Here is a 14,615-nt window from a genome sequence, read left to right as displayed (position 1 = left end):
ATATTCCGAAAAAGGGCGGCTATTGCAATGCCGCCAGTTTATCACCGCCACCCGGCGGCCGGGATTACAAGACGCGCAGATTGCGCAAAAAGTACGACATTTCCATACCCAGCTCGACGTCCAGCGCGCAGGCGGTCGCCGCATAAGCCGATGGGGTAACCGACTGGAAGTTTTCGCCCAGACCCAAACCGATCACGTTGCCGCGATTGGGAACGGCAAGCCGCATGCAGCGGCCCGGAAAACATAAACGCAAGAGTTGATTGGAGGTACGCAGGGCGACGGCATGCGTACCCCACAGATTGATCGTCAGCACGCCATCGCCGTTGATCGAGCCGGCACAATCGCGAAAGAAAGCCTCGGCATTGATGGAGCCGTCCATGCCTTGGTGGTCGTAGGCATCCACCAGCACCAGATCGTAGGCTTTGGGCAGACAACGGGAAACGAAATCCGTGGCTTCGCCTACATGAACGGCCAGCCGGTCGTCGCTGGGCAGGCCGAAATAATCGCGGGCGATGCTGACAACGGCCGGTCGTCTTTCCACGGCGTCCACGCGGCACTCCGCATAGTGGTCCAGGATGAATTTCGCCAGGGTGCCGCCCCCCAAGCCGAGGATCAATACACGGCTCGGTCGAGGCACAAACAACAAGCCGCTCAACATCGCCCGGGCATAGGCCAGTTCCAAACGCCGCGGCTCATCCAGGGACATCGCGCTTTGCTTGGGCGAGGTGCCGAAATGGAGTGCGCGAACACCGTGTGTCTCCACGACTTCGAGCGCCCCTTCGGCATCCCGTGCGTGATAAATCAGGCGACCGCCGTAACGCCGGTTATTGTTTGTCATGATACATCGCAGCCCCGTGGGATTTCGCATCACGATGCGTCATATGACGCATCTCGGGTGACGGCCGCGCCGACTATAAAGCGCCATCCTATTGATTCGGCGACTAAAAAACAAATGGCACAGAGCCTGCTGGATAGGAAGGGCATAACCTCTTCTTCGAGTTGAAGCACTAGGAACCGGCCCACCGCTAACCTTATCCATATCCGCTACTACCAGCTCACCCTCCAACCTTCTGCATTCCCCCCAACACCGTTCCTAGTGAATTTTTTGGGCGCCGCTCAAAACCTCCGGCCGCGCGCCTCACGGTAACTCCTCACCACCATACGGAAGGCCAGCATGTCGTAACAGGCATGGATCAGAATCGGGATCAGCAGATTCCTTTCGCCGCCGAGATCCAGGGACAGCCCCAGATAGGTTCCGGTCAATCCAGCCAGCACGGCATACAGGGGCGTCACCGCGTGAACCAGCGCGAACAGGAGATTGCTGGCGATCAAACCCGGCCATGAACCCATGCCCGACTCCATCAAGGGCTGTATGACACCGCGGAACAACACCTCTTCGGTTACACCGGCCAGCAGCCCCAGATAAACCAGTTCATGACCTCGGCATCCGTCGAGTACCGGCCCCATGCGCTCGATCAGGAAATCCTTGACCTGCCGCATAGGCTCAAAGGACTGGGCCTGCCGATAACACGCATGCGAGGCAAGAAACAGCGGCAGGGTTGCCGCCAGACCATAAAGCCAGCCTAGGGCATCGAAGCGCAGATCGGCCCAGGGGTCCACGCCGCCGAGCCAGCCGATGACATACGCGACCAGTACCAGACTGCCTTCGAACAGCGTGGCGAGATGGAGAAAGCGCCGGGCGCTGATCTCGCCGGTCGATCGGATCGGGGCGTCGCTCATTCAGGCTTCCTGGCGAGTCAGGATCATGATCGCCGAACGGGGTCGCTGGGGATGTCCCGCCATTTCACCTCCCTATTTTTTGGCCAATAAGGCTTTTAATTCGTAGAGCAAATCCAGCGCGCTGCGCGGGCTCAGGTGATCGGGCTCGATCTTCTCCAGGCGCAGAAGCGCCGGACTGGGCTCCGGTTCGGCGAACAGGTCGAACTGGTGTACCCCGCCCGATTTTGCCGGGCTTGCGCCGGCCTTCTCTTCCAGATCGCGCAACCGCTCGCGCGCGCGCTCGACCACGGGTCGGGGTACGCCGGCCAGCGCCGCGACCTGCAAACCGTAGCTTTGATTCGCCGGCCCGTCCTTGACGGCATGCAGGAACACGATGTTATCGCCGTGTTCGACTGCGTCCAAATGGACATTACGGATATCGGCATACTCCTCGGCCAGCACGGTCAGTTCGAAATAATGCGTGGCGAACAAGGTATACGCCCTGATCTCACGGGCCAGATGCTCGGCGCAGGCCCAGGCCAGGGAAAGGCCGTCGAACGTGCTGGTGCCGCGTCCGACTTCGTCCATCAGCACCAGGCTGTTGGATGTGGCGTTGTGCAGGATGTTGGCGGTTTCCGTCATTTCCACCATGAAGGTGGAGCGCCCACTCGCCAGGTCGTCCGAAGCGCCGATGCGGGTAAAGATACGGTCTATCGGTCCAATCTCGGCGTCGTCGGCAGGTACGTAACTGCCGATATGGGCCAGCAGGACGATCAGCGCGGCCTGCCGCATATAGGTCGATTTGCCGCCCATGTTGGGGCCGGTAAGAATCAGCATGCGGCATTCCGGAGACAGCATCAGGTCGTTGGGTACGAAGGGCTCGTCCGTCAAGCGCTCGACCACCGGATGACGGCCTCCACGTATGCGTATGCCCGGCTCCTCGACCAGGCGCGGCATGTTGAAGGCCAGCGTGGCGGCGCGCTCGGCCAGACAGGTTAGCACGTCGGTTTCGGCCACCGCGGCGGCGCTGGTCTGGAGACGGAGCAAAGACTCGCCCAGGGTATCCAGCAGGGCCTCGTACAACGCCTTCTCGCAGGCCAGCGCCTTTTCCCGCGCGCTCAACACCTTGTCCTCGAAGGCTTTCAGCTCCGGAGTGATATAGCGTTCCACGCCCTTGAGCGTTTGCTTGCGGGTATAGTCGACCGGCACCTTGTCGGCCTGGGTACGCGACAGTTCGATATAAAAGCCCTGGATGCGGTTGTAACCGAACTTGAGATTGGCGATACCGGTACGCGCCCGCTCACGCTGTTCCATCTCGATGAGAAATTGATCCGCGTGCTGGCTCAAGTTCCGCAACTCGTCCAAATCGGCATCGTAGCCGGCCCGTATCACGCCACCGTCGCGGATCAGCATGGGCGGGCTGTCGACCAGTGCGCGTGCAAGCAGGTCCAGCAGATCGGGATGTTCACCTATCCGCGCATGCAAGTCCGCGAGTAGAGGGCCATCACAGGCGGCCAGAGCGTCCCGCAAACCCGGCAACGACGTCAGAGAGTTGCGCAAGGTCGCCAGGTCGCGCGGGCGGGCGGTCTTGAGCGCGATCCGCGCCGCGATACGCTCGATGTCTCCCACTTCCCGCAATTGCTCGTGCACGGGCTGAGCCGCTTGGCTTAAGGCATCGATCGCCTGGTAGCGGCCTTGCAGAACCGTGCGGTCGCGCAGCGGACCGTGCAGCCAGCGGCGCAACAAGCGGCTGCCCATGGCGGTGGCCGTGCGGTCCAACACACCAAACAGGGTAAATTCGAGTCGCCCGCTGGGGTGATAGTCGAGCTCCAGGTTGCGCCGGCTGGCCGCGTCGAGAATGATGCCTTCGGCGCCGGTTTCCAGGCGCAAGCTGCGCAGGTGGGGCAGCGCGCTTTTTTGCGTTTCCTGCACGTACTGCAGCAGACAGCCTGCCGCGGCGATGGCGGCTTCGGCCCGCTCGCAGCCGAAGCCGTCCAGGTCGCGGGTCTGGAACTGGCGCAGCAGCAGGTTGCGCGCGGTCACCGGGTCGAAATGCCAGGGTGGGCGGCGCGTCAAGCCTCGACGGCTGGCCAAGGTGGCCGGCAGCGGCCATTCTTCGCTGACCAGGATCTCGGCCGGATTGAGTCGCTCCAGCTCGCCCAGCAAATGCTCGGCCGTTTCCGGCTCCTGCAACAGGAAGCGGCCGCCGGCCAGATCCAGATAAGCCAGGCCGAACCGGCCCGACGCCGGTGCGACGGCCAGCAGCAGATTGTCGCGCCGCTCTTCGAGCAGGGCTTCGTCGGTGACCGTGCCCGGAGTGACGATGCGCACGACCTTGCGCTCGACCGGTCCCTTGGATGTGGCCGGATCGCCGATCTGCTCGCAAATCGCAACCGACTCGCCCAGCTTGAGCAAACGGGCCAGGTAAGTTTCGGCCGCATGGTAAGGAATGCCGGCCATGGGGATGCGCACGCCCGCCGATTCTCCCCGGTGGGTCAGGGTCAGATCCAGCAAACCGACGATCTTGCGGGCGTCGTCAAAGAACAGTTCGTAGAAATCGCCCATGCGGTAAAACAGCAGGCGGTCGGGATGCTCCGCCTTCAGGCCCAGATACTGCCGCATCATGGGCGTGTGTCGACTCAAATCGGTGTCTTTAAGCATCGGGGGACGTGCTGAGCGCGAGAGCCAGGCGCCGGTTGGAGGCCGGGCAGGCGGCGCCGAAGCGCGGGGTCACCATGGCCGCCGTATGGAAGGCGATGGGGAGGTGTTTGAGGAAAATCCGCAAGGTGGAGCGATTCCTTTGTATGAGCCGACGAGGCGTTTCGAAGCGGGCCGTCAAGACGCGCCAAGGCGACCTTTATATCATCGGCGGCCCGAACACGCCGCGCGATAGACCTCGGCGTAACGAGCCACGCTGAGCGCCCAGCTCCGCTCGTTTTCCACATAGCTGCGTCCGGCCTGGCGGATCGCCGGCCAGCGATCCGGCCGGCCCAGCAGCTCGAGCACCTTTCCGGCGAGGTCGTCGGCGTCGCCCGCCCTGAACAGCAGGCCGGTCCGGTCATTTTCGATCAGCTCCTTGTGTCCGCCGACATCCGATGCCACCACCAAGCGCCCTTGAGCCATGGCCTCCAAGGGCTTCAATGGCGTCACCAGATCGGTGAGGCGCATGGAATAGCGGGGATATACCAAAACGTCGACCTGATCGTAATATTTCTGCACCAGGTCGTGCGATACGCGACCCGAAAACAGGACGCGGTCGCCCAGCCCCAATTGTTGGGTCAAGGCACGTAGCGCCGCTTCCTGAGGCCCGCCGCCGACCAGCAACAATCGGACGTCCGGCCGTGTTGCCGCAATCCTCGGCAAGGCTTGCAGTAATAGCGGCAAGCCCTCGTAGGCATAAAAGGAGCCTATGAAGCCCAACACCACTTTCCCGGCCAGGCCCAGGTCGGCGCGCAAGACGGGATCCGCCTCGGTTCCGTAGCGGAACTTTTGTACGTCCACGGCGTTGGGAATCACCGTGACTTTATCGGCCGGTATACCGCGGGCGATGATGTCGGTCCGCAGGCCCTCGCAGATGACCGTCACGGCCTGAGCCTTGCGGAAAATATGGGTTTCCAAGGCACGAGTCGCGCGATAACGCAGGCCGCCCTCGCGGCTGGTTCCATGGTCGACGGCGGCGTCCTCCCAGAATGCGCGACACTCGTAGACCACGGGCAAACCGTGCCATTGAGCCACCCGCAGGGCCGCAAGGCCATTGAGGGCCGGAGAGTGGGCATGCAGAATGTCCGGGCGCACTTCTTCCACGACTTCGTCGATCCGCGTGGCCAGGCTGTCGACGATCGCGAACTGGTTCAGGACGGGCAGTTTCGACAGCCAGCCGCTCGGTTGCCGGGAACGGTAGAAGCGAAAACCGTCGACATCTTCCACCAAAGCACCGGAACCTTTGTGCTTGGCGGAAGTGACGTGGAACGTCTCCCAGCCCAAAGCGCGCTGCTGTTCGAGGATGGCGCGCGTGCGGAAGGTATAGCCGCTGTGCAGCGGAATGGAGTGATCCAGAATGTGGAGTACGCGCATGACGGGGTCAGGCATTCAGTCTCAGGAAGGAATCGTACATCAGCAGGGACCACAGGCTGGCGCTATAGTCGCGTGTTCCCGCTTGGTGTTGATCGACCATGGTCTTGAGAAAATCCATGTCGAAATAACCGGAATCCGCCATCACCGGGTTCAGCACCGCATCACGCAGGGTTTGCTTCAAAGGCCCGCGGAACCAGCCCGCCAGGGGAACGGCGAACCCCATCTTGGGACGATACAGGATATCGTCCGGCAAAAACGGCTCCATGGATTTCTTGAACAGGTACTTACCTTCCTTGCCCTTGAGCTTAAACTCGGGCGGTAGGGAGGAGATCCACTCCACCAGTTCATGGTCCAGAAGCGGTACGCGGACTTCCAGGGCATGCGCCATGCTGGCGCGGTCGACCTTGGTGAGGATGTCGCCCGGCAGATAGGTCTTCATGTCGAGGTACTGTACCAGAGACAGAGGATGCTGGGTCGGAGAACGCTCTGCGTGCCCCCGCAGCACCTCGACCGCGGTATAGCCCTGCAGTTCACTGCGGAAGCGCGGCGTGAATACCTGCGCGCGCAATTGATCGTGCATCACCGAAACGCCATGGAAATAACCTTCCACCGTGTCCCGGGCAAGCGCCTCGAAGGTCGATTTGGCGCGAAATATCTTGGGCGCCCAATCGGCCTTGGGATACACGCGGCCCAGCCAGCCGAACAGCGGACGCCGCAAGCCGGATGGCAGCAGGCCACGCAGCCTTTCCTCATAGGTATGCCAGCGATAGCGGCGATAACCGGCGAGGTTTTCGTCTCCGCCGTCGCCCGACAAGGCGACCGTGACGTCCTTGCGTGCCAGTTCGCACACCCGATAGGTCGGCAGGGCCGAACTGTCGGCATAAGGCTCGTCGTACAAGCCTGCCAATCGGTCGATCAAGGAAAAATCTTCCGGATCTACCTGCTCGACCCGGTGCCGGGTGTGATAGGACTCGGCCACCGTCTGGGCGTGCTTGCTTTCGTTGAAAGCCGGATCGCCGAACGAAATCGAGCAGGTATTGACAGGGTCCTTGGATAAGCCGGCCATCATGGCGACCACGGCGCTCGAATCCACCCCGCCGGACAGAAATGCGCCCAGCGGCACGTCCGCCACCATGCGGATGTCGACCGCCTCGCGCAGGCGAACGACCAGTTCGTCCTTGGCGGTCTCCTCGTCGATGGTGGTATCGACACGAAAAGGCACGTCCCAGTAAGGCTCGGGGGCAAAGCCGGACCGCCCTCGACGCAGGCTCAGACGGAATCCCGGCGGAAGCTTATAAACGTCGCGATAGATGGTCTTGGGATCCGGCACGTAGCCGTAAGCGAAATAGTCTTCGACCGCACGCGGATCGACACGGCGCGGCAGCCCCGGATGTTGCTGCAGGACTTTCAGTTCGGAGCCGAAGATGAAAAAGCCGTCGGCCAGTTGCGCGTAATAGAGCGGCTTCACGCCCAGACGGTCGCGCGCGAGAAACAGGGTCTCCCGGTTCCGGTCCCAGACGGCGAAGGCGAACATGCCGCGGAATTTTTCCACGCAGGCTTCGCCCCAGACTTCCCAGGCGTACACGATCACCTCGGTATCGCAGTGCGTGCGGAACCGGTAGCCCCGTGCCTCGAGTTCTCTGCGGATGGCCTTGAAATTGAAGATCTCGCCGTTATAGGTGACGACCACGCTGCCGTCGCGGTTGAGCAAGGGCTGCTGGCCGCTGGACAGATCGATGATGGACAGGCGCCGGTGCGCGAGGCCCAGTCCAGGCTCGGTGTGCAAGCCGCCTTCGTCCGGTCCGCGGTGATGCTGGACCTCGTTCATCCTCCCCAGCAGTTCGCGGTCGATCTCGCGCCGCCCGTTTAAATCGAATATGCCTGCGATCCCGCACATGCTCGTATCGTTCTCAACTCGTAGCCATCAATTCGTCGTATACAGCCAAGTAACGCTGCACCATGCCGTCCAGGCTGAACTCATCCCTCACCCGGGCCAAACCCGCCCGGCCCTGTCGGGCGAGGCGCTCCGGATCATCGAGATAGCCGGCCAAAGTCACCGCCAACGCTTGGGGATCGCCGGGCGGCACCAAGCTGCCCGTGACGCCGTCGATCACCAGGTCGGGATTGCCTCCGACGGAGGTGGCGACCACCGGCAAACCGGTAGCCATGGCCTCCAATATCGTGTTGGAAATGCCTTCAGCCCTGGAAGGCAGTACAAACAGGTCTAGCAGCCTCAGGATGTCCGGGATGTCGCTCCGTTCGCCCGGCAGCCAGGCCAGCTCTTCAAGACCTGCCGCGATCAGCTCCGACCGTGCCTGCTCGCGCAAGGGCCCCTCGCCCACGAGCACCAGGCGCGCGCGATCTTTCGCGCTCGGCATGAGTTCGCACAGCCGTATGAAAGCTCTTGCCAGGGTGAGTTGGTCCTTAACGCCGTGCATGCGGCCGATCGTGCCGAGTAAAACTAATCCGCGCGCCCCGGCATAGGGACATTCTGGAATCTCCACCCGGTCGCCGCCCGGCGGGTGGAACACCTCGGTGTCGACACCATTGCATATCCTTCTGATCTTCTTCGCCGGCACCCCGACCTTGCCCCGCAGATAGCTTTCCAAATGCCGCGAAAGCGGGATGTAACGCTGGATCAGGGGCCGATACAAGCGCCGGAGCCATTGATATTTTCGGTTCGATCCATCGGGGTCGAAGACATCCCAGCCGTGTTCGCCATGCACCCGGTGGCGCGCACCCGCGAGCCAGGCGGGAGCCTGGCATTCCAGCGCGGCCAGGTTGCGCGTGTGCACGATAGCAGGCTTGAGCGTCCTCAGCAGGCGAAACAGCCGGATAAACATTCCGATATCCTGGCCTTCCTTGCGATGCAGACAGTATACGGGCACCTCCCGGTCTTGGATGCGCAGCCTGAACTCGGTGGCATCCTTGAGGCAAATCACGGCATGTCGGTAGCGCCCCGGCGGACTACGATTGATCAAGTTCACCAATCCGTTTTCCAGTCCTCCAACGCCGAGACGATAGATGATGTGGGCGACGAGCGGAGTATCAGACGTCATTCGGCGCCCGCGCGAACCAAGCTTTGCTCGATGGAAGGCCACATGTCATCGACGAAGCGCTGAAGCACGTCGGCCGCCGGGCGGGTGTCATCCTCATAATCGGTGGCGATCACGATACCGGCCGCATCCTCTATGTTTCCCGCCAGCTTTTTTCCAGCCTCCAGCGCCTTGGCCCAATATTCGTTGACCGTATTGTGCCCACCGGCTACCCGGTTCCAGCGCCACACGAGCAGGTTTTGTCCCGCGGACTGCACGCGGCCCTGCAAAACTTTCAGATCCCGCCCGCTCAGCCGCACCGAAACGGGCCGCTCTTCGGGCATGCGCCATTCAGGGTGCTTCTGGGGAACCAGCACGTTTTGCGAATTGATCAACTCGTGATCCTGATTTTGTCGCCGGTAATACAAGACATAAACCGCCACGGCATGCTGACCGTCGCTATAAGTGGCCGCTAGCTTCGCATCCGGGTTGACATAACGCGGCTCCCATCCGGTCAGACGGGATGATGCCGGTTGCCACGGTCCCGCCGGCGCGGGCGCGGACAGCCGGACCACTGCCGGGCTGCTTAGGGACAAAGCATCCAGATAGTCCGCTCGCAACGGCCATACGACGCTGAAACTGAGTGCCGCCAGTGCGATGATGCCGGTGTTAAGGCGATCGACTCCCCGGAAAGGCGCGGCCCGGTGAACGCCCACGGAGTCCGTACCAAGCACCTCTTCCGGCTCGCTCCAAAGCGAGCCTAACCAGAACAGCAGAAGCATGACCAGGCCGAAGAACACCCAACCGTAAATGTAATGGTCAACGCCCAAGGCCAACTTCATGTCGCTCAAATGCGCGATCATGACGATCATGTAGGCCCGAAGACCGTTGGCGATAACGGGAAAAACACAGGCCAGAGCAATGAACGCCAGACGCCGCAACAGCGAGTGGTAACTGAGATAAGCGTAAAGAAACCCTAAGGTGATGGAGGCGATGAGATAACGCAACCCGCTGCAGCCCTCCACCACGGACCAGTCACCGCTCGGAATGCTGAAAAAAGTGCCCTCCCGGTAAACTGGGATGCCAGTCAATTGCAGCATGCCTACGGTGAAATCGGCGGTGAAATTCATCATCGGCGGGATCAGAAACTCGCCGAAAGGCACGCCGAACAACAAAAAGCCCAACGGGAAGGCGATTTCCCTGGCGATCACGAAACCCGACACGGTGCAGACCCAGGACGCGATCATCCCCACCAAGCTGGCCTGCTCGACCACCAAGACGCCGGCCAAACGGGCGAGCAACCAGATCAAGCCGAAGCCGACCAGCAAGAGTAGCCCCCTTGCGTCGGGTTGCGGCGTAAGCCGGACCAGCGCAGACCGCCGCCGCCAAATCAGGTAGGCGGTAATCGGGAATATGAGAAAACCATGGGCGAATGTCTCCGACCGCTCCCAGATCGTGATCATCGACATCAGAGTGGAGCGATAGACCAGCAACAACAGGACCAGACCCACGCCCGAAATCGCGGCCGTATGTCGCCAAGCTAGCTGAGCGTTGCGGATTACCGTCATAATTTTTCCACAGAGTCTTCTCGCCAACAGGCGTCCAGCCTCTCCAAGCTGCGCGGCCAGCCGTAGCGATCGACGACAAAGGCGCGGTTCGGGGCAGAACGCACCGGTAGGGGATGGACGCTGTCCTTCGCCGCGAGCAACGCGCTCACCCAAGTTCCCGCATCATCGAGCACGCGCAAGTCCAGACCTTCCGCACCTTCGATACCCTCCATGGCCTGAGGACTGGCAAGCAGGGATTTGCCCATCGCCATCGCTTCCAGCACCTTGTTCTGTATCCCGCGAGCAATACGCAATGGAGCAACCGCCAGACGGGCGTGACTGAGATAAGGGCGCACGTCTTCGACAGCTCCGGTCACCTTGATCCCGGGGATCGCCGCGAGGTCGCGAACCGCTTGGGCAGGTCGGGAGCCGACGATGAAAAACTCGACTTGCGGCTTGATTTCCCGAAGCTTGGCAAATACTGCACGTGCAAACCAACTGACAGCATCGATATTGGCCCAATAGTCCATGGCACCGGTGAACACCAAAACCTCGGCACCCGCCGTATAGGGATTCGGGTAATCCCTGTCGGGGTCGAAATAGCCGGTGTCCACCCCGTTCTCGACCGCCACCGTCTTGGCTGCCGATTCCGGTGCCAGACGGCGAAACAAAGCCGCCTCGGCTTCGGAAACGAAAACACTGCGATCGAAGCGCGCGGCGACTCCCCTATCATATTCCAGCAGGCGTTCCGCCTCGCGCCGGTACACCCAATTGGCAGGCCAGGGCTTCCCATCCGCGTATTGACGCCACTTATCCGAATCGACGTCTACAAAATCGATCACCCGAGGGAGATGACCCAGTCCTTCCGCGTACTGCGCCATAGCCGAGGAAAACACCAGGACACCGTCCAGCGAGCACTCGGCCGCAGTTTTCTCGACCCATACGCGCATGGCTTTATCGGAGTAATAAGGCACGGTAAGGGCCTGCCCCGAGAGCAGGCCTTTTAGGCTGCGGAGCCTGCCTCGCAGAGGACTTAGCGGCACCAAACAAATTGATTTGCAGTAGGCCTGCAAAACGTCTAGATACCGATAGTCGTCAGGGTCGTCGACAAATGCCCCCAAATGTATCCGCCACTTCGCCGACAAATGTCGCAACAGGTTGAATGAGCGAATCTTGTCGCCCTTATTCGGCGGAAACGGAATACGATGAGCGAGAAACAACAGATCTTTCAAGGCCGGCCCTACCGCCTTACTCAACCCAGACTGCGTGCCAGCCACGGCCCGACCAGCTTGCTGACCGGCAAAGGCAGCCGTTTCCAGGCCGCGATAAAGAATCGATACTTAGGATTGAGCGGGTTGATATCGGGTATATCCGAGGCTTTAACCAGATCGTACTCATAATGCAACGGTGCCGGTTCGAAACCCCAATGCGTTTTGAACCGGAAGGAACCGGTATCCCGCTTGCTTCGACCAAAATCGAAAACTCGCACACCACGCTCCACCGCCCGCCGCATGACCTCCCAGTACATGAAGTCATTGGCGTAGTTTTCCCGAGCAGCGGCGGTACCCCCGCCGTAGTAAGGCAAAACTTCGTCGCGGAAATAGAAACTCATCACGCTGCTCAATACCCGCCCCTGGTGCTCTACAGTCGTTATCTCGCAAGCCGGGCCAAATACATCCTTAAGGATTTGAAAGAGGCGCTTGGGAAACACCGGCGTGCCCAGATTGCGTACACTCTCCGCGTACACTTCGTAGAAGCGGTCCACCGATGTATCTATGACGCTGCGCAGGCCGACAGAAATACCCTTCCGCACCACCGCGCGCTGCTTCCGCGGAATAGCGGACAGATTTTTCTCGGGATCGGGATCCAGTGTCTTACGAAAGGTCACGTAGAGCCCCTTACTCGGGCGCCCGCTTTCTGATGGAACGAGATTCCGATATTCGACATAATCGGCCTCTAACTTGGTGGCCAAATTCCTGGCGGCACTTTCCAAAGCGGCGCGTACCTGCCCGGAATCCGCGACAACCCCACCATAGACACAGAAAGGGGTCGACGACAGGGAATTGCCGAATAATCGGCTTTTCACATGCCCGAGCGGAAGTATTCCACAAATCCGCCCTTCAGATTCGGCATACAGGAAATACGCACGATGCCCCAAACCTTTTTCCAGAACCTCACGCCAGCCGGACTTATGAAAAAAGGTCGCCTCGGCATGGTGATCAACATACTCATCCCACAACGCACGATCTTTGTCTTCGAGATATTTGATTTCCACTCGATAAATCCTTAGTCCTGCAGCCTTACTGCGTGCGCACGAAAACCTTATCCATCGTATTCCAACTGAAATCCCGCAATAACCTTCGCAAGCGGGACTCCGTCCGACCCAGGTTAAGATAGTGTCGAAATCGGGTTTTCATGCTGATATCCCGTTGACGAGGCTGCTCAGGATCGATTTCCCAGGGATGGAAATAAAATATGGCCGGTTGGCCGTCCTGGCGATTGACTCTGTCGATAGCCCACCTGGAAATCCAGTAGGGAAACAGCCGAAAATAACCGCCGCCGCCCGCTGGAAACTTATGACTACCCAACTCGACCGTGGTCACCGGAATTTCCAATAAATTGGGCGCGTTTTCCGGCCTGAACTTGAAGCGCGGAGCGTCCGGCATGCCGTAAAGGTCGTGCTTCACTGGATATATACTGGAACTATAGGTAAACCCCAACTCGGCCAATACTTCCAACGCCCACAAATTTTCCGCTCCTATGGAGTAGCTCGCCGCACGATAACCTCGAACGGCGACGCCCCCGGCCTGTTCCAGCAGGTTTCTGGACTTTTCGACATCTGCCCGAAATTCGAACGGGCTTTGACGGTTTACGCGTATATGCGAATAACCATGGCAGGCTAGTTCGTGCCCTCCTTCCACGATGCGCCGCACCAAGCCAGGATAGCGTTCCGCCACCCAGCCTAGCGTAAAAAAAGTGGCCTGCACACCATGCTCAGCGAATAAAGCAAGGATGCGATCAGTGTTCCGTTCTACTCGGGAAGGCAGTAACTCCCAGTCGCTGCGAGGGATATAGGGCTCGAACGCCGAGACTTGAAAATAATCTTCGACATCGACGGTCATTGCATTCGTTGGCATAACAGATGGGGAACGAGTCATGCGCTTAGGATTGTTGGCTTGCGTCAAACGACGCATCGTCGTAAATCTCGTCGAGGTCCAATTGTATCAAGATCGCTTTCCGCAACAGGGCACGTTCCTTCTGCATACCGCGCCGCATCGCGCTCACCGTGTTTTCGAGATAGGCCAAGCGATCCTCCAGACTGCCCTCAATCGGCGGCGCATAGCTCGTATCAGCACGTGGTGAAACATGGGAATAGCCTGAACTATGTTCGATGCGAACCTCCGGAGCATTTTGCTGCTTGACGGAGTCCTGCTCTATCTCATGGATAACCAGCGCGACCGCATCGTGATTGATTTCATGAATCTCTTCCAAAAAGCCGTACAACAATAATCGATCACACACGGTATTGATACGCCGTGGAACGCCACCGGTGTAACGATGCACTTCCTCGTAAACCTCGTCCAAAAACTTAGGATCATTTTCCCATCCGGCGGTTAGCAGGCGATGTTCGATATACTCTCGACTTTCCTCGACATCCAACGGTCGCAGATGATAGGTCGCCGTGATCCGCTGCCGTACCTGCTCCATATTGTCGGACTGTAGCATCAACCTCAGTTCGTCCTGCCCCAGCATGAAAACCTGGAAGATGGCTCGGCCATCGAGTTCGAAGTTCAGCAACATTCGAAGCTCTTCCATGGATTGATAAGGCAGGTTCTGCGCCTCGTCGACGACTAGCAATACCCGTTTACCCTCCCTCGCCTTAAGCTTGAAAAAATTCTCAAGGTTTTTCAGCAGCACAGCCTTCGCGTCGCCGTCATAGGACAGACCGAAAGTTGCGGCGATGATGCGTAGAGTATCCTCAGCCCCTACTTGGGAAGTGACCATCAGGCCAGCGACGACCTCTTCTCCTCGAATATTTTCGAACAGTTCCTTGACCAGCATGGTTTTCCCGGTACCTGGGGCGCCGGTTACCACGATAAAACCTTCCCCCTGAGCCAGACCATACCGTAGATAGGCTAGCGCCCGTTTATGGACGGCACTATTAAAAAAAAACGTCGGATCGGGATTAAGCTGAAACGGTTTCTTCTTGAGATTATAAAAAGTATCGTACATCAATCCG

Annotated in this window: 12 protein-coding genes; all 12 read right to left on the bottom strand. The window is 59.7% G+C overall.

The window, feature by feature from the left end:
- Nucleotides 1–64: 64 nt before the first annotated feature.
- On the bottom strand, nt 65–838 hold the full coding sequence (locus tag JWZ97_RS04140) for a hypothetical protein (protein ID WP_205433556.1): 774 nt from the start codon (nt 836–838) through the stop codon (nt 65–67).
- Between the two features lie 278 nt (nt 839–1,116).
- Nucleotides 1,117–1,740, bottom strand: a complete 624-nt coding sequence (locus JWZ97_RS04135; protein ID WP_205433555.1) for a CPBP family intramembrane glutamic endopeptidase — start codon at nt 1,738–1,740, stop codon at nt 1,117–1,119.
- A 72-nt stretch (nt 1,741–1,812) separates the two neighbouring features.
- Entirely contained in the window at nt 1,813–4,380 is a 2,568-nt protein-coding gene (gene mutS / locus JWZ97_RS04130; protein ID WP_205433554.1) for a DNA mismatch repair protein MutS, read from the bottom strand.
- Entirely contained in the window at nt 4,373–4,504 is a 132-nt protein-coding gene (locus JWZ97_RS20170; RefSeq protein ID WP_256438378.1) for a hypothetical protein, read from the bottom strand. The genes mutS and JWZ97_RS20170 overlap by 8 nt, the downstream gene beginning before the upstream one ends.
- A gap of 77 nt (nt 4,505–4,581) precedes the next feature.
- Nucleotides 4,582–5,808, bottom strand: coding sequence for a TIGR04063 family PEP-CTERM/XrtA system glycosyltransferase (locus JWZ97_RS04125; protein WP_240342472.1), 1,227 nt, complete (start codon nt 5,806–5,808; stop codon nt 4,582–4,584).
- Nucleotides 5,801–7,690 (bottom strand): XrtA/PEP-CTERM system amidotransferase, encoded by a 1,890-nt coding sequence (locus JWZ97_RS04120; protein WP_205433553.1) that lies wholly within the window; start codon nt 7,688–7,690, stop codon nt 5,801–5,803. Before JWZ97_RS04120 ends, JWZ97_RS04125 begins: the two co-directional genes overlap by 8 nt.
- A 13-nt stretch (nt 7,691–7,703) precedes the next feature.
- On the bottom strand, nt 7,704–8,852 hold the full coding sequence (locus JWZ97_RS04115) for a TIGR03088 family PEP-CTERM/XrtA system glycosyltransferase (RefSeq protein ID WP_205433552.1): 1,149 nt from the start codon (nt 8,850–8,852) through the stop codon (nt 7,704–7,706).
- A complete protein-coding gene (xrtA, locus tag JWZ97_RS04110) occupies nt 8,849–10,396 on the bottom strand; it encodes an exosortase A (protein ID WP_205433551.1) in 1,548 nt (515 codons plus the stop codon). Before xrtA ends, JWZ97_RS04115 begins: the two co-directional genes overlap by 4 nt.
- A complete protein-coding gene (locus tag JWZ97_RS04105; RefSeq protein WP_240342471.1) occupies nt 10,393–11,631 on the bottom strand; it encodes a TIGR03087 family PEP-CTERM/XrtA system glycosyltransferase in 1,239 nt (412 codons plus the stop codon). The genes xrtA and JWZ97_RS04105 overlap by 4 nt, the downstream gene beginning before the upstream one ends.
- The gene (locus tag JWZ97_RS04100) at nt 11,628–12,650 is read right to left on the bottom strand and encodes a FemAB family XrtA/PEP-CTERM system-associated protein (RefSeq protein WP_240342470.1); all 1,023 of its coding nucleotides are present in this window, start codon (nt 12,648–12,650) and stop codon (nt 11,628–11,630) included. Before JWZ97_RS04100 ends, JWZ97_RS04105 begins: the two co-directional genes overlap by 4 nt.
- 25 nt (nt 12,651–12,675) lie before the next feature.
- A complete protein-coding gene (locus JWZ97_RS04095) occupies nt 12,676–13,497 on the bottom strand; it encodes an XrtA system polysaccharide deacetylase (protein WP_240342469.1) in 822 nt (273 codons plus the stop codon).
- A gap of 40 nt (nt 13,498–13,537) precedes the next feature.
- Nucleotides 13,538–14,608 (bottom strand): XrtA/PEP-CTERM system-associated ATPase, encoded by a 1,071-nt coding sequence (locus JWZ97_RS04090; RefSeq protein WP_205433550.1) that lies wholly within the window; start codon nt 14,606–14,608, stop codon nt 13,538–13,540.
- Between the last annotated feature and the right edge of the window lie 7 nt (nt 14,609–14,615).

It is taken from the genome of Methylococcus sp. EFPC2, from assembly GCF_016925495.1.
In the GTDB taxonomy this organism is placed as follows: Bacteria; Pseudomonadota; Gammaproteobacteria; order Methylococcales; family Methylococcaceae; genus EFPC2.
Note: the sequence above shows the minus strand (reverse complement) of the source record. Positions and strands in the feature narration are given on the sequence as shown.

Bases quoted from the DNA above. Each gene is read 5' to 3' on its own strand.
- xrtA (WP_205433551.1), bottom strand. From the start codon at position 10,396: ATGACGGTAATCCGCAACGCTCAGCTAGCTTGGCGACATACGGCCGCG.
- mutS (WP_205433554.1), bottom strand. From the start codon at position 4,380: ATGCTTAAAGACACCGATTTGAGTCGACACACGCCCATGATGCGGCAG.
- JWZ97_RS04095 (WP_240342469.1), bottom strand. From the start codon at position 13,497: ATGACCGTCGATGTCGAAGATTATTTTCAAGTCTCGGCGTTCGAGCCC.
- JWZ97_RS04115 (WP_205433552.1), bottom strand. From the start codon at position 8,852: ATGACGTCTGATACTCCGCTCGTCGCCCACATCATCTATCGTCTCGGC.
- JWZ97_RS04135 (WP_205433555.1), bottom strand. From the start codon at position 1,740: ATGAGCGACGCCCCGATCCGATCGACCGGCGAGATCAGCGCCCGGCGC.
- JWZ97_RS04125 (WP_240342472.1), bottom strand. From the start codon at position 5,808: ATGCCTGACCCCGTCATGCGCGTACTCCACATTCTGGATCACTCCATT.
- JWZ97_RS04140 (WP_205433556.1), bottom strand. From the start codon at position 838: ATGACAAACAATAACCGGCGTTACGGCGGTCGCCTGATTTATCACGCA.
- JWZ97_RS04090 (WP_205433550.1), bottom strand. From the start codon at position 14,608: ATGTACGATACTTTTTATAATCTCAAGAAGAAACCGTTTCAGCTTAAT.
- JWZ97_RS04120 (WP_205433553.1), bottom strand. From the start codon at position 7,690: ATGTGCGGGATCGCAGGCATATTCGATTTAAACGGGCGGCGCGAGATC.